At 68.6% G+C, this 17,893-nt stretch carries 16 protein-coding genes; 7 read left to right on the top strand and 9 right to left on the bottom strand.

The features are described from left to right. The first annotated feature begins 191 nt into the window (after nt 1-191). The 4 genes from ACNI65_RS20050 (at nt 192) to ACNI65_RS20065 (ending at nt 5,186) form a co-directional block, all read left to right on the top strand. A complete protein-coding gene (locus ACNI65_RS20050) occupies nt 192-1,679 on the top strand; it encodes an ATPase domain-containing protein (RefSeq protein WP_416758928.1) in 1,488 nt (495 codons plus the stop codon). Beyond that, complete coding sequence (locus tag ACNI65_RS20055; protein WP_416758930.1) at nt 1,676-3,265, top strand: ATP-binding protein; 1,590 nt, start codon at nt 1,676-1,678, stop codon at nt 3,263-3,265. The genes ACNI65_RS20050 and ACNI65_RS20055 overlap by 4 nt, the downstream gene beginning before the upstream one ends. Nucleotides 3,266-3,402: 137 nt before the next feature. Further along, entirely contained in the window at nt 3,403-4,650 is a 1,248-nt protein-coding gene (locus ACNI65_RS20060) for an EAL domain-containing protein (protein ID WP_416758931.1), read from the top strand. Beyond that, nucleotides 4,647-5,186 (top strand): GAF domain-containing protein, encoded by a 540-nt coding sequence (locus ACNI65_RS20065; RefSeq protein ID WP_416758932.1) that lies wholly within the window; start codon nt 4,647-4,649, stop codon nt 5,184-5,186. The genes ACNI65_RS20060 and ACNI65_RS20065 overlap by 4 nt, the downstream gene beginning before the upstream one ends. A gap of 45 nt (nt 5,187-5,231) precedes the next feature. Here ACNI65_RS20065 and ACNI65_RS20070 read toward each other — a convergent pair whose 3' ends face one another. Continuing rightward, nucleotides 5,232-5,840, bottom strand: coding sequence for a DUF2939 domain-containing protein (locus ACNI65_RS20070; protein WP_416758933.1), 609 nt, complete (start codon nt 5,838-5,840; stop codon nt 5,232-5,234). 681 nt (nt 5,841-6,521) lie between these two features. Between ACNI65_RS20070 and ACNI65_RS20075 the strand changes: the two genes are divergently transcribed. Further along, complete coding sequence (locus ACNI65_RS20075; RefSeq protein ID WP_416758934.1) at nt 6,522-6,860, top strand: ribonuclease E inhibitor RraB; 339 nt, start codon at nt 6,522-6,524, stop codon at nt 6,858-6,860. 116 nt (nt 6,861-6,976) lie between these two features. Here the strand turns inward: ACNI65_RS20075 and glmS are convergent, their stop codons facing one another. Further along, the gene (gene glmS / locus ACNI65_RS20080) at nt 6,977-8,854 is read right to left on the bottom strand and encodes a glutamine--fructose-6-phosphate transaminase (isomerizing) (protein WP_416758935.1); all 1,878 of its coding nucleotides are present in this window, start codon (nt 8,852-8,854) and stop codon (nt 6,977-6,979) included. Between the two features lie 149 nt (nt 8,855-9,003). Between glmS and ACNI65_RS20085 the strand changes: the two genes are divergently transcribed. Then, nucleotides 9,004-9,489 (top strand): Lrp/AsnC family transcriptional regulator, encoded by a 486-nt coding sequence (locus tag ACNI65_RS20085; RefSeq protein ID WP_416758936.1) that lies wholly within the window; start codon nt 9,004-9,006, stop codon nt 9,487-9,489. Nucleotides 9,490-9,494: 5 nt separating this feature from the next. Here the strand turns inward: ACNI65_RS20085 and ACNI65_RS20090 are convergent, their stop codons facing one another. The 7 genes from ACNI65_RS20090 to ACNI65_RS20120 form a co-directional block, all read right to left on the bottom strand. After that, the gene (locus ACNI65_RS20090; RefSeq protein WP_416758937.1) at nt 9,495-10,676 is read right to left on the bottom strand and encodes a class I SAM-dependent rRNA methyltransferase; all 1,182 of its coding nucleotides are present in this window, start codon (nt 10,674-10,676) and stop codon (nt 9,495-9,497) included. A gap of 76 nt (nt 10,677-10,752) precedes the next feature. Next, nucleotides 10,753-11,298 carry a hypothetical protein gene (locus ACNI65_RS20095; RefSeq protein WP_416758938.1) on the bottom strand — a complete coding sequence of 182 codons (546 nt, stop codon included), beginning with the start codon at nt 11,296-11,298 and terminating at the stop codon, nt 10,753-10,755. Nucleotides 11,299-11,428: 130 nt separating this feature from the next. Continuing rightward, nucleotides 11,429-13,027, bottom strand: a complete 1,599-nt coding sequence (locus ACNI65_RS20100; RefSeq protein ID WP_416758940.1) for a hypothetical protein — start codon at nt 13,025-13,027, stop codon at nt 11,429-11,431. Between the two features lie 15 nt (nt 13,028-13,042). Further along, entirely contained in the window at nt 13,043-13,984 is a 942-nt protein-coding gene (locus ACNI65_RS20105) for a tyrosine recombinase XerC (RefSeq protein ID WP_416758941.1), read from the bottom strand. Then, a complete protein-coding gene (locus tag ACNI65_RS20110) occupies nt 13,950-14,660 on the bottom strand; it encodes a DUF484 family protein (protein ID WP_416758942.1) in 711 nt (236 codons plus the stop codon). The genes ACNI65_RS20105 and ACNI65_RS20110 overlap by 35 nt, the downstream gene beginning before the upstream one ends. Continuing rightward, nucleotides 14,657-15,532 (bottom strand): diaminopimelate epimerase, encoded by an 876-nt coding sequence (dapF, locus tag ACNI65_RS20115; protein ID WP_416758944.1) that lies wholly within the window; start codon nt 15,530-15,532, stop codon nt 14,657-14,659. The genes ACNI65_RS20110 and dapF overlap by 4 nt, the downstream gene beginning before the upstream one ends. 9 nt (nt 15,533-15,541) lie before the next feature. After that, a complete protein-coding gene (locus tag ACNI65_RS20120) occupies nt 15,542-16,432 on the bottom strand; it encodes a lipid A biosynthesis acyltransferase (RefSeq protein WP_416758945.1) in 891 nt (296 codons plus the stop codon). 161 nt (nt 16,433-16,593) lie between these two features. Here ACNI65_RS20120 and metK point away from each other — a divergent pair, with 161 nt between their 5' ends. Next, nucleotides 16,594-17,772 carry a methionine adenosyltransferase gene (gene metK / locus ACNI65_RS20125; protein WP_416758946.1) on the top strand — a complete coding sequence of 393 codons (1,179 nt, stop codon included), beginning with the start codon at nt 16,594-16,596 and terminating at the stop codon, nt 17,770-17,772. The last annotated feature ends 121 nt before the right edge of the window (nt 17,773-17,893 follow it).

Raw genomic sequence — 17,893 nt, forward strand, 5'->3', positions numbered from 1 at the left:
GTCGAAGGGACGGTGTGGCGACTGTAGGCACTCCGCAGGAGCCGCGCGCATGGGCCACCTGGATCGGCCGTGTCGGACGACGCCGATCTCCCGCGCCAGACAACACCGCGTCATCGCTCGGCGAGCGGCAGGAGACGCGACATGGGCCCCCGGCTTGCCGTAGCCGCGCCATCAACATGGCGAGATGACGCATGGCCCAGCTTCCCCAGGATCCCCTTGTCCAGATCAGCACCGGCGCGAGCGGCCTGGACGACGTATTGCGGGGCGGGCTTCCCGCCGGGCACCTCTACCTCCTCGAGGGTTCCTCGGGCGCCGGGAAGACGACGCTGGGACTGCAGTTCCTGCTGGAGGGGCTGCGCAACGGGGAGCGCGTGCTCTGGTGCACGCTGGCGGAAACCGAGTCCCAGCTCATCGCGACCGCGCGCTCCCACCGCTGGGACCTGACGGGCGTTGACATCGTGAACCTGGCTGACGTGGAGGCCGAGGCAGAAGGGGATTACTCGTTCTTCTCTCCCAGCGATGTGGAGCTCAACGATGTCGTCGGGCGCATCCTGCGCGTCACCGAATCGATCCGCCCCCAGCGGGTCGTTTTCGACCCGTTCTCCGATGTCAAGCTGCTGGCCCGGGACCCGCTGCGTTTCCGGCGCCAGCTGCTGCGGCTGCGCGAGCACTTCTCGCAGCTCGGCGCGACGGTGCTGCTGATCCAGGAGTCCGGCATCGAGGTCGGCTCCGACACCGCGGGCGAGGGGGTCGTCCACGGCATCATCACGCTGTACCAGCACTCGCCGGATTACGGCAAGCAGCGCCGGCGCCTGCAGGTGCACAAGATGCGAGGCGTGCCGGTGCGCGAGGGCTATCACGACCTGGCCATCGAGACCGGCGGCCTCGTCATCTATCCGCGCCTGGTCGCCAACGAGCACGACGTGCCCGATGTGGTCGGCCGGGTGAGCAGCGGCAACGAGGCCCTGGACCAGATGATGGGCGGCGGCATGGACCTGGGGGCCAGCCTGCTCGTCACCGGCCCCTCCGGCATCGGCAAGAGCACGCTGTGCATGCAGTTCCTGAACGAGTCGGCCCGTCACGGCGCGCGGTCCGCCGTGTTCCTGTTCGACGAGACGCGGCGGGCCTTCCTGTCCCGCGCGGACGCGCTCGAGATGGCGACCCGCGATCACATCGATCGCGGCCTCATCGGCCTGCGTCAGATCGATCCCGCCGAGTTCTCCCCGGGCGAGTTCGCCCATCTGATCAGGCGCACGGTCGAGGAGGACGGCGTGTCGATCGTGGTGATCGACTCGCTCAACGGCTATCTCACCGCCATGCCCGACGAGAAACACCTGGCCATGCACATGCATGAGCTGCTGAGCTACCTCTCCAACCGCGGCGTCGCGACCCTGCTGACGCTGAACCAGCAAGGGGTCGTCGGGGAGTCCGCGACGCCGCTGGACGTCACCTACCTTGCCGACGTGGCCATCCTCATGCGCTACTTCGAAAGCGACGGCGAGATCCGCCGAGCCGCATCGGTGGTCAAGCGTCGCGTGGGACCGCATGACGCGACGATCCGGGAGATGCGGATCGCGCCGCCGGGTGTCCTGATCGGCCGGACGCTGAAGGACTTCCATGGGGTGTTGTCCGGGCTGCCTGAGACACGGGAGGCTGCGGACGCGAAGGAGCAGGCATGAGCGATCGTGCCGAGCAAGCCGCGGATGGCGGGATGACGGCGCGCCCCGGGATGGCGAAGGGGCGCGTGCTGGACGCGGCGTCGACCGATGTGCTCATCCTGGCCGCGCCGCGCGATGCCGAGCTGGCCGACCGGGCGCTGACGGGGGGCGGCTTCTCCTGCAAGCGCTGCGCGGACGAGTCGCAGTTGCTCGCCGAGCTCACCCCGGCCGCGGGGTCCCTGCTCATCGCGCAGGAGCGTCTGACACGCACGCTGCTGCGCCGGCTGGGCTCCAGCGTGAAGGCGCAACCGGCGTGGTCGGACCTGCCCGTCCTCATCGTCGCGAGCGCCGAGTCGGACCGCATGCCGCTGCGCGCCGTGCATGAACTGGGAAACGTCTCCATCATCCAGCGGCCCATGACGCAGGACGCGCTGCTGTCCACGGTGGCCTCGGCGCTGCGCGCGCGGCGCCGTCAGCTCGAGGTGCGCGATCTGCTCGACCAGCAACGCGAGCAGGCCGAGCGCAAGGATCAGTTCCTGGCCATGCTGGCGCATGAGCTGCGCAATCCGCTCACGCCGATCCGTTACGCGGCGCACCTGCTGCAGCGCCAGGGTCTGGCCGCCGACCGTCAGGCGCATCTGGCGCAGCTGGTGGACCGTCAGGTCGAGCACATGGGCCGGATCATCGACCAGCTGCTGGACGTGTCGCGCCTGACGCGCGGCATGATCCGGCTGAACAAGACGCGGGTCGACCTGTGCGCGCTGACCCAGGACATGCTGGCCGCCCATGCGATCGCGGCGCAGGCCAAGGAGATCCTGATCAGCTGTGATTGCAGCTGCTCGGCCTGGGTGTCCGGGGATGAGACGCGGCTGCGGCAGGTCCTCGACAACCTCATCGACAACGCCATCAAGTTCTCCCCGCCCGGTCACGACATCCAGGTGAGCGTCAGCGCGCAGGACGGCAAGGTGATCTGGCGCGTCAAGGACGATGGCGACGGCATCGAACCGCAGATGTTGCCGCTGCTCTTCGACGCGTTCGTGCAGGCGGACCGCTCGCTGGAGCGATCGCGGGGCGGGCTGGGATTGGGGCTGGCGCTGGTCAAGGGGCTGGTGACGATGCACGGAGGCACCGTGTCGGTGCACTCCGACGGTCCGGGCCGCGGCAGCGAGTTCACGCTGGAGCTTCCCGCCGAGCATGCCCCCGAGAGCCCACGCGACCTCGGGGCCGGCCTGGCCGGGAAGCGGGCGACCAAGGACGTGCTGATCGCCGAGGACAACGTCGATGCCGCGGAGGCCCTGCGCATGATCCTGGAGGGGCATGGTTACCGGGTGCACGTCGTCCACAGCGGACCTGCCGCGGTGGAGGCCTTGCGTCGCACGCGGCCGCAGGTGCTGATCTGCGACATCGGGCTGCCGGGCATGAGCGGCTACGACGTCGCGCGGGCCGCGCCTTCGGTGCACCGGCCCGAGCTGATGCTGGCGGTCACTGGATACGGCTCGGCGGAAGACCGGACGAACGCGCTCGCAGCGGGATTCGACGGCCATCTGGCCAAGCCCGTGGCCGTGTCCGACCTGCTGCGCGAGGTGTCGGTGGTGACGCCCGGGTGAGGACAGCGAGGCTCTTTCGCGCGACATCAGGGGACGAAAGTCACGCCCACGCGACATCGCCGGCAACACGCCGCGGGCCGCAGGGCTCAGACTGAGGGGTCCTCACTTTTCGGCGTCTCGCTGCGCCACTGCGGACCATGTCAGATCTCGCCGAGCTCGACGTCGCCTCCCTGGCGCCGGAAGCCCTCACGCTGCACACCGCATTCCAGCCGGTGTTCAGCCTGACCCACGGTCGCCTGGTGGGCCATGAGGCCTTGCTGCGCGCGCAAGGCGCCGATGGCCGCCCTGCGCCCCCCAGCGAGCTCTTCACCGCGATCACGACGCCCGCCTCCCTGGCCGCGCTCGACGCGCGCGCCGTGCGCCAGCATCTGTCGGCCTACGTGTCGGCGGGCAAGCGCGAGGCGGCGGAATGGCTCCTCCTCAACCTGCATCCGGTGTCGCTGCTGCCAGACACCGGCGCCCTGGACGACATCGTGCTCGCCATCGAGGAGAGCGGACTGCGCCCATCTCGCATCGTCATCGAGGTGCTCGAGTCTCCGCTCTTCGAGGACGATCGCGTCTACCCCGCCCTGCAGCGCTTGCGTGATCTGGGCTGCCTGATCGCACTGGACGACTTCGGGGCGGGGCACTCCAACTTCGAACGCATCTTCGACCTGCGGCCGCACCTGGTGAAGCTGGATCGCCGCGTGCTGCTGCGCGCCAAGGGCGACGCGAGGGCCAGACGGATCCTGCAGCGCATGGTCTCGCTCATCCAGGAATGCGGCGCCCTGGTGCTGATCGAGGGCGTCGAGACCCTGGCCGGTGCCCATGTGGCGCTCACCTGTGACGCGGATTTCGTCCAGGGCTATTACTTCGGACGGCCCGCCGCCGAGGTGCTCCCGGCGCAAGGCGAGCATCCCCCGCTGCTGCAGGCCTGGGACAGCTTCGACGAGGGGCAGTCGCGCGCCGACGATCGATGGCGCGAATCGATGGGCGCGCACTGCGACGATCTTCGGCTGGCCAGCATCCAGCTCGCGGCGGGCGCGTCGGTGGCCACCGCCTGTGCGGGATTCCTCGCCGCGGACGGCGCGACGATGTGCTACCTGCTCGATGACCGGGGTCACCAGATCGAGGAGGTCGCCTTCCGGGACGACGGGATGCGACGGCGGCTCGGGGGCACCGAGCAGTTCGAGCCGCTGCGCGACTGCGCAGGCGCCCGCTGGTCGCGCCGGCAGTATTTCCGGCGGGCCGTGTCCTTCCCCGGGGCGGTTCAGCTCACGCGTCCGTACCTCACGCTGCAGGGCGGCTGGATGTGCCTCACGGCATCGATCGCCTTCGAGATCGAGGGCCGCAGGGTGATCCTGTGCGGGGACCTGCGCATCGATCCGACGGAGGCCGCGGCATGATGCTGCCGCCGTTTCCGCAGGACGAGGCGTGGCGCCTGGACGTGCTGCGCCGGCATGACCTGCTGTCCTCCGCGCACGACCCCTTCCTGGACGCGCTGGCGACGACCGTCGCGCGCTCCTTCCGGGTCCCGATGTCGGCGGTGTCGCTGATCGATGCGGAGGGTCAGTTCTTCAAGGCCCGGGTGGGCCTTCCCGTCCGCAGCACGCCGCGCAGCTGCTCCTTCTGCGCCCACACGCTGTGGTGGCCCGCGCCGCTGGTGGTGCTCGATGCCTTGGAGGACGAGCGCTTCAACGACAACCCGCTGGTGACGGGCGATCCCAGGATCCGCTTCTACGCCGGCGCGCCGATTCACCTGCATGGCGTCTGCCTGGGCACGCTGTGCGTGCTGGACCATCGCCCGTGGAGCGATTTCGGCGATGCCGAGATGCGCTTCCTGCGAGGCGCGTCGATGGCGGTGGAAGAGCGCTTGATCCAGATGACGAGGTCGCCGCAGGCCGAGCAGGGGGTATCGGCGGCTGAGGATCGGGCGGCGTGAAAACGGGACGTGTGTTCGGCTTGGCGGTCAGCGCGGCCGCGGCGCTCAAAGCGCCGGCAAACGGATCTCGGTGAGCTGCCAGGACGCGAAGCCGCGGCGCTCGAAGACGAGCGCCGTGCGGCGGTCCTCGGTCTGACCGGCCCGGCGCGCGTAGAGCACGAAGGTGTTCACGCCCTGGTGCTCGGTGCTCCAGATGGGGTCGTGTTTCTCGCCGGGCGCGTTGCCATCGCTCCGGCCCTCGGGGTCGGAGGGCGCTTCGCTGCGATCACGTGAGCGGCCCGATCGCGCGGGCATCAGCTTGCCTTCCTGCATGACGCGCATGACGGACTCGGGCCGCACTAGCGCATCAACCATGCGGTCCACCAGCGCAGTCGCGAGCAGCGAGCCGAAGGCCGCGCCGGCCCGGGCGATGTCGCTGCCCGATTCGGAGGACTGGCCCAGGCGCGCATCGGCCGCGGCGGCGAGCTGGACCTTGAGGCTCTCGCGCAGGCGCGGGTAATCGACGCGTTCGCTGAAGGCATCGGCATCGCCGGCCCGCGCGGCGGATCGCATCTGATGGATCGCCAGCCACGGCGACCAGTACCAGTAGGCGGCCGCCGCCAGGATCGCGGCGACGACGCCAACCTTGACGAGCCGTTGAGCGGTGGGGGTCATGCGTTGCCTTCTGCGGGAGCGGTGCTGGCGAGGAGTGTAGGCATTCCGTCATGCCAAGGCAGCCGGCTGGTGCAATGCGAGAAGTTCTGCCGCGCACGACGTTGACATTGCTGTTGGCAAAGCCGCGAATCGGTGCCGTTGCCGCCTTGAGCCACGGTTGCAGAATTTGGTGGTCACCGGACTGGCGCTACTGGCAATGCGCCATGGTTTCAGGAGGGCGTCGTCCTCGACCAGCGTATGAAGCAAGAGCTGCACGACCACCTTCCCAGCGATCTTGCTGTGGACACGCAGAAGTGTCGTACAGCGGATCGATCCGGAATGGCAGGCAGACTTCCTTGCGCCGCTTGCCATTCAACTTCCATCGGCCGGTGAGTGTCCTGCCGTGTTCTTCGACCTTTGGTTCAACACCTTTCACCGCGCGAGCGAGTCGTCTACCAAGTAGCGGCCGCCGACCTCTAGAACCGTGAACGCGGCCAAGCAGGTCACTTGGGAGGTCACTCGAGGCCTGGGTCGGCTCACAAGCAGCGGACATTCCGGGGGGGAAGTTCACGTTCTCACGTTGCCCGACGTAGCGGACCGGTGCTGTACACCGCTAGAGTCGGCGAGAAGTCCACTACAACCAGCTGCCCACCGCGTCCGCGGTCGAGCGGCGCCACACCGAACATGCCAACCTCTCCTGCGTTGCTGGCGCGCCTGAAAAACAACGACGATCCCGACGCCATGGTCCTCTTGAGGATGGCCGAGCTGGGCGCGGACCTCTCCCTCCCGCACCAGCCCGAGTTCACCTTCGATGCATCGTCTCAGACGATGGCGATGGCAGTAGCAGAAGAGGTCGCGGGTTTGGACTTCGACGTGCAGGTCTTCGCGCCGGAGCCCGGTGAACCCTCCTGGCAAGTGGTCGCATCGCGACGCATGGTGCTAGACCTCGATGCGGTGGTCGAGCTATCCGCGAGGTTCGAGAAGCTGGCGGACGCGCGCGGCGCGGTCTACGACGGCTGGGGAGCGCCGGTGGAGAGCTGAGGTCGTGCCTCCTTGTCGGATGCGACTTCCAAAGCCAAGCTACGGTCGCTCATCGTGAAGACACCGCAGCGGGGATGGACGCGATGGGAAGCTCCAGATGCGGCCGCCCGTGAGCCTCACTCCACCGTCACACTCTTCGCCAGATTCCGCGGCTTGTCCACATCCGTGCCGCGCGCGCAAGCGGTGTGATACGCCAGCAGCTGCAGCGGCACCGTGTGCAGGATCGGGCTCAGCGCGCCGTAGTGCTCGGGCATGCGGATCACATGCAGCCCGGGCTCGCTGTCGATCTTCGTGTCGCCATCGGCGAACACGAACAGCTCGCCGCCGCGCGCGCGCACTTCCTGCATGTTGCTCTTCAACTTCTCCAGCAGCGCATCATTCGGCGCCACCGTCACCACCGGCATCTGCGCCGTCACCAGTGCCAGCGGACCATGCTTCAACTCGCCCGCCGGATACGCCTCGGCGTGGATGTAGCTGATCTCCTTGAGCTTCAGCGCCCCCTCCAGCGCGATCGGGTAATGCAGCCCGCGACCCAGGAACAGCGCGTTTTCCTTGCGCGCGAATTCCTCGCTCCACGCGATCACCTGCGGCTCCAGCGCCAGCACCGCCTGCACCGCCACCGGCAGGTGACGCAGCGCCTTCAGATGCTCCGCTTCCTGCTCGTCGCTCAGATGACCGCGCGTCTGCGCCAGCGCCAGCGTCAGCAGGAACAGACCCACCAGCTGCGTCGTGAACGCCTTCGTCGACGCCACGCCGATCTCCGCGCCCGCGCGCGTGATGTAGGCCAACTCGCACTCGCGCACCATCGCGCTCGTCGACACGTTGCACACCGTCAGCGTGTGCTTCATCCCCAGCGAGCGCGCATGCTTCAGCGCCGCCAGCGTGTCCGCCGTCTCGCCGCTCTGGCTGATCGTCACCACCAGCGTGCGCGGATTGGGCACGCTGTCGCGATACCGGTACTCGCTCGCGATCTCCACGCTGGTCGGGATCTTCGCGATGCTCTCCAGCCAGTACTTCGCCGTCGAGCCCGCGTAATAGCTGGTCCCGCACGCGAGGATCAGCACCGAGTCGATCTCCTTGAACACGCGGTACGCGCCATCGCCGAAGAGCTCCGGGCTGATGCCCGTCACCGCGTCCAGCGTGTTGGCGATCGCCACCGGCTGCTCGAAGATCTCCTTCTGCATGTAATGGCGATACGGACCCAGCTCGGCCGCACCGCTGTGCGCGTGCACCGTCTTGACCTCGCGCTCCACCGTGACGAAACGGCCCGTCGCCGCGTCCTTGTGGCTGATCCAGTAGCGGCCCAGCTGCAGGTCGACGACATCGCCCTCCTCCAGATACACGATCTGATCGGTCACGCCGGCCAGCGCCATCGCGTCGGAGGCCACGAAGTTGGCACCGGCGTTGTCGTCCTTGCCCACGCCCAGCACCATCGGCGAGCCCTCGCGCGCACCGATCACGCGATGCGGCTCGTCCTTGTGGAACACGGCGATCGCATACGCGCCGCGCAGCTGGCCCACCGCCGTCTGCACCGCTTCCAGCAGGTCGCCGTGGTAATGGAAGTCCACCAGGTGCGCGATGACCTCGGTGTCGGTCTGGCTCAGGAACACATAACCCTTGGCCTTGAGCTCGGCGCGCAGCTCGTCATGGTTCTCGATGATCCCGTTGTGGACCAGCGCCACGCGGCCGGGTTGCTGCGTCGGCGCGTCGGCGCCAGGGCCGTGCGAGAAATGCGGATGGGCGTTGTGCACCGCCGGCGCGCCGTGCGTGGCCCAGCGCGTGTGCGCGATGCCCGTGCCCGCGGCCACGCCGTCCTGCGCGGCCAGCGCCTGCAGCTCCGACACCCGCGAGGTGCTGCGCGCGCGGCGCAATTGACCGTCCTGATGCACCGCCACCCCGCAGGAGTCATACCCGCGGTACTCGAGCCGCTTCAGGCCCTCGATCAGGATGGGAACGATGTCCTTTTGGCTGACTGCCCCGACGATGCCGCACATGCTTGGTCTCCCCGGTGTTCCGGTTGAATTTGCGAATGGCGGAATGCTAGGCAGGTCGACGAGGTGGTTGCTTTCAATGTTCTTGTGTTCATGAAAGAATCCATCACGTCATCGACGTGGTGATGTTTTCTTTCATTTCCATTGAGTTCATGGAATCTTCAATCACTCTGGATGCCATCGACCTGAGGGTGCTGGAGTTGCTCCAGCAGGACGCCTCGCTGTCCAACCAGGCGCTGGCGGAGCGCGCCCATGTGTCGCCAGCGACCTGCCTGCGCCGGGTGCGGCGGCTGGTGGAGTCCGGCGTCATCGAGAAGCAGGTGGCGATCCTGTCGCCGGACAAGCTGGGGGCGGGGCTGTCGGCGCTGGTCGAGATCACGCTGGACCGCCAGGGCGCGGAGCACCTCGATGCCTTCGAGGCGATCGCCGTGGCGGCGCCCGAGGTGCAGCAATGCTGGCGCGTCGCGCCGGGGCCGGACTTCGTGCTGGTGCTGCAAGTGCCGGACATGCCGGCGTATCACGCGCTGGTGCAGCGGCTCTTCACGCAGCAAGCCAACGTCCGCAACGTGAAGGCCTTCTTCAGCGTCAAGCGCGCGAAGTTTGAACCCCGCCTGACTCTGCCCGCCCCGCGCCCCTGAGCCGCTCAGCGCTTGAGGATCAGCAATCCCTTGAGGTACTCGCCCTCCGGGAAGTAGATGGTCTGCGGATGGTCCGGCGTCGCGCCGACGCGATCGAGGATCAAGCCATCGGTGCCCGCGTCGATGCCCGCGCCGGCGACGATCTTGTGGAAGAGTTCCGGCCCCACGCCGCCCGAGCACGAGAACGTGAAGAGCAGCCCGCCCGGCTTGAGCAGCATCAGCCCCAGCCGGTTGATGTCCTTGTAGGCGCGCGCGGCGCGGTCCGCATGCGCGGCGGTGGGCGCGAACTTGGGCGGATCCAGCACGATCGCGTCGAAACGCCGCCCCTGCTTGAGCATGTCGCGCAGCGTGTGGTTCACGTCGGCATCCAGCGCCGTGTGCCGCGCCGGATCGAAGCCGTTGAGCGCCACGTGCGCCGTCGCCCGTGCCAGCGCCGGACCCGAGGAGTCGACGCTGATGACCTCGGTCGCGCCACCCGCGAGCGCCGCCACCGAGAAACCGCCGGTGTAGCTGAAGCAGTTCAGCACCGACTCGCAGCCGTACTGGCGGACCGCCTCGGCGAACTTGCGACGGTTGTCGCGCTGGTCGAGGTAGTAGCCGGTCTTGTGGCCCTCGGCGACATCGAGGCTGAGCTTCCAGGTGTTCTCCGAGATCACGATCTCGGTGTCGCCCTCGCCCCGCAACCAGCCGGTGACGGGCGCCATGCCCTCGAGCGCGCGCACGTTGGCGTCGGAGCGCTCGTAGATGCGCGCCAGGCCGGTCTGCGCGAGCAGCTGATCGGCCAGCGTCTGCTTCCAGCGCTCGGTGCCGGCGGACAGGAACTGCGCGCTGAGCGTGTCGCCGTAGCGGTCGACGATCAGCCCGGGCAGGCCGTCGGCCTCGCCGTGGATGAGGCGGACCGCGTCGGAGTCGATGGGCATGCGCGCGCGCAGCGCGAGGGCCGCGGCGATCTTGCGTTCGAAGAAGGCGGCGTCGATGCGCTCCTGCTCATCGAAGCTCCAGGCGCGGACGCGGATCAGGGAATTGGGGCTGAACGAGGCCCAGCAGAGGAAGGCGCCCTCGGCGGACTCGACGCGGACGGTCTCGCCGGCGTCGGCCTTGCCCTTGGCGATGGAGCCCTCGAACACCCAGGGGTGGCGGCGCAGCAGCGAGCGGTCACGGCCCTCGCGCAGACGGATGATCTTCATAGGGGCGCGATTGTCCCTGATGACAACCACCCGGTCGCTTCGGCCGCATGGCATCGAGCGAGTCCCGAGGCTCCGGTCAGGCAGCTTTCAGATCGCGTCCGAGCGTCAACCTGCGGACGCTCGAGCCATAGAACGGCGATGCGTTCGAGCGAACGAGCCGTGCGAGAGCGTCTTCGGACTGGCTCGACATGATCAAGCCCAGTCGACATAACCCGGGTCGATTCATCTGATCGCGCGCGGACTTCAACGAGAACATCGCGGCCCAGTCATCGGGATGAATGTCCTGCGTCAGATGCTCGATGCCATCGAGCATCAGGATGACGGCATGGTTGCTGACGCGCTGCAGTCGCTGCAATCCATAGAGCAACGGCAAGCGGTCACACGCGGCACTCTCGTGCGGGAGGTCGACTGTTTGCGCCGCCATCATCCGGCCCACCGAGGCTGCAATCGCGGACCACAACTCACCGCGAGCGACGTCCGCCATCGTCAGGTGGATGACCGTCGCGCCAGCGCCCTCGAACCCGTCGCGCAGCTCACTGCCAACGAATCCCGTCACAGCGGCGTCGTACGTCAAGAGAAAGAGACCATGTGACGCGTCCTCGAACACCGTCGGGGCCAGCATGGCCCCACAGAGTTGACGAGCAAGCGTTGAGCGGTCGCATGTGTCCATGATTCATCGGTCCACGACTTGGGACCGATGATTCTGGAGCCACCTGCTCAGGCCAAATCTGCAGCTTGGCGGTGGTGTGGCGTCACCGCTTCGCCGCCGGCCCCAGCGTCCCGAACGCCCAGCCGATGTTCAGGCTGACCATCGGCGTGCTTTGCTTCTGGCCGCCGAGCGCCTTCCACTGGCCCACTCCCACCTTCACCCGCAGCCGGTCCCGGCCCGTGCCTTCCCATTGGCCCCAGAGCTCGCCCTGCGTCACCGCGCCGCCGCCGACATCCACGCCACCACCGCCGGCCGCGCCCACCAGCGCCTCCGCGCCGAAGCGCATGCCGCTCCACTTCGGCGACTGCGCGCCCAGGCCGAACATGCCGTACGAGAACGCCCCCGCCTTGCCCAGCGCCGCGCTGCCCGCGTGCGCCACGCCGTACCACGGACCACCGAAATCACGCGTCATCCCCAGCCCCAGGCCGGTCACGTTGTCGCGGCTGCCGTCCTTGAAGCGGAATTCCTTGAAATACGGCATCGACAGGTACCAGGTCTGCGCCCGCACCGTGCCCGCTTCCAGCGGCGGCGAGTCCAGGATGCGCGACACCTTCTCCAGCGGCAGCGCCAGCGAGCCCCGCACCTGCACCGAGTCGTAATGGCCCCACGGCGCCTTCATGTAGCCCGCATCCAGCCGCAGCGTCGGCCCCCACGGCGTGATCCAGCGCAGCGTCGGCCCGACCCGCACCAGCCAGCCGTTGCCGGTGTCCATGTCGCCGCCACCGCCCAGGCCGAACGACACCTGGCCGCCCACCCGCAGCCGCGGGCTGCCGATGCCCCAGTCCTGGCCCGCGTTGGCCAGGATCTCCATGTAGCCGTCATGTCCGCCCGAGGCCGCGCCCGAGGCCTCCAGGCCCCACCACGACGAGCCGTCGCCGAAGTACTGCCGCAGGTCGCCGCCGGCCTTGCCCTTGCGGCCCGTCAGCGGCGCCCCACCCCGCGTGCGGCTGCCGCTGCGCGGCTTCTCCACGCCCGCGCTCAGCGCGATCTCGTCGAAGCCCATCCCCGTGCGGTCGCCCGTCCGGCCCGCCAGCCCGGAATCGCTCGGGTTGAAGCTCAGGAATCGGTCCATCCGGCCGATCGTGAACGCCACGCCGGTGTCCTTGATGTTGCCGTTCCCATTGGGGAAGGTCGTGTGCGACACACCCACCCCGGCGTACCAGTTGCCGAACTCGCCGCGCAGCGACAGCTCCGGCCGCAGCATCAGGCCGCCGCCCGGACGCACCCGGTCGGAGCTCACCCCGCCACCCGCGCCCGCGTACAGGCTCGCGGCCAGGTGCACGTTCTGCGCGACGCGGAATCGCCGCTGCACGTTGAAGCCGACCGTGAACAGGCCGCCGAACTCGCCCTTGGCCGTGCCGTAGGCGGCCGGCCCCAGTCCCCAGTCCTCGTTGATCGCGACCATGTAGCTCGCGCCCAGGAACGCCGTCTTCTGCCCCGTGGGCATCTTGATCGGCGACCAGTTCAGCTCGAAGGCCGCGGGCCGGCTGTCGGTGGCGGTCACCACGCTCGCGGCCGGCGACTCGGCGGCGGTGGACGTCTGCCCTTGCGCGTGCGCCTGCGCCGCGATCAGCGCGGAGCACAACAGCAGCGGGCGGGATGGGAAGGCGGAGGTCGAGGCGTTCAGGACAGAGCGGAGCATCGGGGATTCAATCGGTTATTTCTTGCGGGCACGCGGGTGCGCCGCGTCATAGACCTTGGCCAGGTGCTGGAAGTCCAGCCGCGTGTAGACCTGCGTCGTGCTGATGTTGGCGTGGCCCAGCAGCTCCTGGACCGCGCGCAGGTCGCCGCTGCTTTGCAGCAGGTGCGACGCGAAGGAGTGGCGCAGCATGTGCGGATGGACATGCGTGGGCATGCCCGCGGCCAGCGCGCGCTGCTTCAAGCGCTTGCGGACCTGGTCGGCGCTGAGCCGGTGACCGCGCGGCCCCACCAGCAAGGCCGGCTCGTCCGCGGCCGCCCACTGGCCGCGCTGCGCCAGCCAGTCGCGCACCGCCGCGAGCGAGGGGCCGCCCAGCGGCACCGCGCGCCGCTTGGCGCCCTTGCCCAGCACCTGCGCCTCGTTGTCCTCGGGCACCAGCCAGCCGGCCGACGTCGCGTGATGCCGCACGTCCAGGCCCACCAGTTCAGACACCCGCAACCCGCTGCCGTAGAGCAGCTCGACCACGCAGCGCTCCAGCGCCTCGGCCACCGGATCGGCGGGCGACTGGTGGTGTTCGGCGAGCCGCACCGCGTCGTCCACGCCCAGCGCCTTGGGCAGCGGACGCCCCTGCTTGGGCGCGTGCAGGTCGGAGATCGGATTGGCGTCGACCAGTCCCTGCTGGCCCAGCCAGCGGTACCAGCCCCGCCACGCCGACAGGATCAGCGCCAACGTGCGCGGCTTGAGCCGGTCGGCATGCAGGGTCGCGAGGAAACGCCGCGCCTGGTGCGCGCTCAGGCGCAACAGGTCCAGCCCCTGCGCCGAGGCGAAACCGGTCAGCCGCTGCAGCGCATCCGTGTACAGCGTCAGCGTGCGCTCCGCCAGGCGGCGCTGCACGCGCAGATGGTCCAGGTAACGCTGCTGCTCGTCAGTCAGGCTGACGGTCGACATCGCGGGCGGCATGGGGGTCGGCATCCAGGAGACGCGACAGCGCCGCGCTCGCGATCTCGCCGACACGGGCCAGGAACTCCGTGCCCATCTCGGCCGTGTAGCGCGTCGGATCGGGCGAGCCCAGCACCAGCAGCCCGAAAGGCTGCGCCGGTGCGCCCGCCGTCAGCGGCACCAGCGCCAGCGAGGCCACGTCGTCCTCCAGCCAGCGCGCCGCCTCGAAGCCCGAATTGATGCCGCAGTACGGCTGGTTCAGGCTGCCGACGAAGGACTTCACGTCCGCGCTGACCTCCGCCGCGAACGGCGCCAGCGCATGGCCGGCGTCCACGTTCCACAGGCGCAGGTTGGCTTGCGGGATCAGGAACTGATGACGCAGCTCGCGCAGCAGCACCTCGGGCAGCTGGCTGTCGTCGCGCGTGAGCATCAGCGCCAGCGTCCAGCGGTGCAGGCGGTCGGCGATCGCGACGTTCTCCTGCCCGTTGCGGATCATCTCGACGATCTTGTGCTCCAGGCCGCGGATCTTGTCGCGCAGCAGCTCCGCCTGGCGCTCCTGCAGCGACACCGCGCGCTGACCGTGCGGATGCGAGATCCGGACGTTGGCCAGCAATTCGGCGTGACGTTCGAAGAACGCCGGGTCATTCGCCAGGTAATCGGCGATGTCTTGTTCGGTGATGCCTTCGATGCCGCTCACAGTTCGATTTCTCCTTCAAAGACCGTCTGTGCCGGCCCCGTCATGTAGACCGGGGCGCTGAGCCCCGGGCCTCCCGGCGTCATGCCGGCCCATTCGATGCGCAGGTCGCCGCCGCGCGTGTGCACTTCCACCGCCGCGTCCAGCCAGCCCAGCCGGATGCCGGCGACCACCGCCGCGCACGCGCCCGTGCCGCAGGCCAGCGTCTCGCCGGCGCCGCGTTCGAACACGCGCAGTTTCACCTCGCCGCGGCTGATGACCTGCAGGAACCCCGCGTTCACGCGGCGCGGGAAGGCCTCGTGCGTCTCGACCAGCGGCCCGACGATGCCCACCGGCGCGTGGTCGACGTCGTCGACCCGCTGCACCGCGTGCGGATTGCCCATGGACAGCACGGCGACCTCCGCCGTCATGCCGTCGCCCAGCTCCAGCGGCCAGCGCTGGAAGCCGTTCTCGTCGCGCGCGCTCGTGTCGCGCGGATCGAAGGGAATGCGAGGCAGGTCGAAGACCGGCGCGCCCATGTCCACCGTCACGCGGCCGTCCTCGCGCAGGCGCAGCTCCAGCAGCGCGTTCACGGTCTGCACGCGGATCGTCCGCTTGTCCGTCAGGCCCTTGTCCACGACGTAGCGCACGAAGCAGCGCGCGCCGTTGCCGCACTGCTCCACCTCGGACCCGTCGGAATTGAAGATGCGGTAACCGAAGTCCACGTCCGGCGTCCGCGGCGCCTCGATCACCAGCACCTGGTCGCAGCCCACGCCGAAACGGCGATCGGCGACACGCCGCAGCTGCTCGGGCGTCAGCGGCATCGGATGGCGCGTGGCGTCCAGCACGACGAAGTCGTTGCCGGCACCCTGCATCTTGGTGAAGCGCAGTTTCATGGGGGCGGATTATCGGGAATACAGCGACGCCTCGCCGGGCGGCCGCGTCTTGAATCGCTTGTGGACCCAGAAATACTGGGCCGGATTTTCCAGGATGCGCTGCTCGAGCCAGCGATGGAAGTGGTTGGCGTCGGCCTCCAGGTCGCCGCTGGGGTAGTTCTCCAGCGGCTCATGCGCGTGGATCACGATGCCCTCGCCCTTGGGCAGCATCGTGACGACGACCGGCTGCACCACCATCTGCATGGTCTGGGCGATCTTGGCCGGGGCCAGCAAGGTGTTGGCCGGCACGCCGAAGAACGGGATGAAGGCCGAGTCCTTGGGACCGAAGTCCATGTCGGGCAGGTTCAGGAAGGAATACCCGTCGCGGATCGCCCGCAGCACGCTGCGCACGCCGTCATGGCGGTCCACCAGCTTGGTCGTCCCGAAGCGCGAGCGCGCCTTGCGCAGCGCCTCGTCGAAGACCGCGTTGCTCTGGCGCTGGTAGATGCTGGCGCCGGGCCGCGCCTGGTTGAGCATCAGCGCCGGACCGATCCAGTCCAGGCCCACGAAGTGCGGCATCAGCCACATCACCGGGCGCTCGACCTGCTCGGAGAGCTTGATGTTGCCCTCGATGCGCATCAGGCGCACCAGGCGGCGGTCCGAGGCGAACCACAGCAGGCCGCGCTCCAGCAGGCTGCGGCCCAGCCATCCGAAGTGCTCGCGCACGAGCGCCTCGCGCTCGGCCAGCGGCATGGCCGGGAAGCAGAGCTCGACATTGCGCAGCGCCACGCGCCGGCGCGATCCGGCGACCTTGTGCAGCAGCGCGCCCAGCCCCCATCCGAGTGCGGCCAGCCAGCGCAGCGGCAGCCAGTGCAGCAGCCACAACAACCCGATCACCGCATGCGTCGCAAGCTTTCCCATCAACCGTCCAACGCCATGTTCAGGCTCTTTCCTATAATGCGCCCCTGTCGCCGAGTTAATCTGGACAACTTGCGGGGCGACTCATAAATCCCGCTAAAGCGTTCGCCGCCTGACTCCCAGGTTTCGGCAACGCCCGAAGACTTGAATCACAGGAGTTTAAATTGGCGAGCGATTTCCTCTTCACCTCGGAATCCGTGTCTGAAGGCCATCCCGACAAGGTGGCCGACCAGATCTCCGACGCCATCCTCGACGCGATCCTGGCCCAGGACCCGCGCTCGCGCGTCGCCGCCGAGACGCTGTGCAACACGGGTCTCGTGGTGCTGGCCGGCGAGATCACGACCAACGCGCACGTCGACTACATCCAGGTCGCCCGCGACACGATCAAGCGCATCGGCTACGACAACACCGAGTACGGCATCGACTACAAGGGTTGCGCCGTGCTGGTCGCCTACGACAAGCAGTCCAATGACATCGCCCAGGGCGTGGACCAGGCCTCGGACGATCACCTGAACACCGGCGCCGGTGACCAGGGCCTGATGTTCGGCTATGCCTGCGACGAGACGCCCGAGCTGATGCCCGCGCCGATCTACTACGCGCACCGCCTCGTCGAGCGCCAGGCCCAGCTGCGCAAGGACGGCCGCCTGCCCTTCCTGCGCCCGGACGCCAAGAGCCAGGTCACGATGCGCTACGTCGACGGCAAGCCGCACAGCATCGACACGGTCGTGCTGTCGACGCAGCACTCGCCGGAAATGTCGCTGGGCGACAAGATGAAGCCCGAGTTCTATGAGGCCGTCATCGAGGAGATCATCAAGCCGGTGCTCCCCAAGGAATGGCTGCAGGACACGAAGTACCTGGTCAACCCGACCGGCCGCTTCGTCATCGGCGGCCCGCAGGGCGACTGCGGCCTGACCGGCCGCAAGATCATCGTGGACACCTACGGCGGCGCGTGCCCGCACGGCGGCGGCGCGTTCTCGGGCAAGGATCCGACGAAGGTGGACCGCTCGGCGGCCTACGCGGCGCGCTACGTGGCCAAGAACATCGTGGCCGCGGGCCTGGCCAAGCAGTGCCAGATCCAGGTGGCGTACGCCATCGGCGTGGCGCGTCCGATGAACATCACGGTCTACACCGAGGGCACCGGCGTGATCGCCGACGAGAAGATCGAAGCGCTGGTCCGCGAGCATTTCGACCTGCGTCCCAAGGGCATCATCCAGATGCTGGACCTGCTGCGTCCGATCTACTCGAAGACGGCTGCCTATGGTCATTTCGGTCGCGAGGAGCCGGAGTTCTCGTGGGAGCGCACGGACAAAGCCAAAGCGCTGCGCGCCGCCGCCGGGCTGTAAGCCCTCTCGCCGAGCCGGGGTTTGCGGTCATATGCCGCAGATTCCCGCCGCGGCGAAAACTTGATCCCCCGAAGTCAGGGCCGCCTCGAGCGGCCCTGAGCTTTTCGACCGGGGCCTTCGC

The sequence above is a fragment of the Roseateles sp. So40a genome, assembly GCF_048081605.1.
Classification (GTDB): domain Bacteria; phylum Pseudomonadota; class Gammaproteobacteria; order Burkholderiales; family Burkholderiaceae_C; genus Roseateles.

Coding starts and splice junctions, on each gene's coding strand:
- dapF (WP_416758944.1), bottom strand. CDS start 15,532: ATGAAACTGCGCTTCACCAAGATGCAGGGTGCCGGCAACGACTTCGTC.
- ACNI65_RS20105 (WP_416758941.1), bottom strand. CDS start 13,984: ATGCCGCCCGCGATGTCGACCGTCAGCCTGACTGACGAGCAGCAGCGT.
- ACNI65_RS20095 (WP_416758938.1), bottom strand. CDS start 11,298: ATGCTGGCCCCGACGGTGTTCGAGGACGCGTCACATGGTCTCTTTCTC.
- ACNI65_RS20050 (WP_416758928.1), top strand. CDS start 192: ATGGCCCAGCTTCCCCAGGATCCCCTTGTCCAGATCAGCACCGGCGCG.
- ACNI65_RS20060 (WP_416758931.1), top strand. CDS start 3,403: ATGTCAGATCTCGCCGAGCTCGACGTCGCCTCCCTGGCGCCGGAAGCC.
- ACNI65_RS20100 (WP_416758940.1), bottom strand. CDS start 13,027: ATGCTCCGCTCTGTCCTGAACGCCTCGACCTCCGCCTTCCCATCCCGC.
- ACNI65_RS20065 (WP_416758932.1), top strand. CDS start 4,647: ATGATGCTGCCGCCGTTTCCGCAGGACGAGGCGTGGCGCCTGGACGTG.
- ACNI65_RS20055 (WP_416758930.1), top strand. CDS start 1,676: ATGAGCGATCGTGCCGAGCAAGCCGCGGATGGCGGGATGACGGCGCGC.
- ACNI65_RS20085 (WP_416758936.1), top strand. CDS start 9,004: ATGGAATCTTCAATCACTCTGGATGCCATCGACCTGAGGGTGCTGGAG.
- ACNI65_RS20120 (WP_416758945.1), bottom strand. CDS start 16,432: ATGGGAAAGCTTGCGACGCATGCGGTGATCGGGTTGTTGTGGCTGCTG.
- ACNI65_RS20070 (WP_416758933.1), bottom strand. CDS start 5,840: ATGACCCCCACCGCTCAACGGCTCGTCAAGGTTGGCGTCGTCGCCGCG.
- ACNI65_RS20090 (WP_416758937.1), bottom strand. CDS start 10,676: ATGAAGATCATCCGTCTGCGCGAGGGCCGTGACCGCTCGCTGCTGCGC.
- glmS (WP_416758935.1), bottom strand. CDS start 8,854: ATGTGCGGCATCGTCGGGGCAGTCAGCCAAAAGGACATCGTTCCCATC.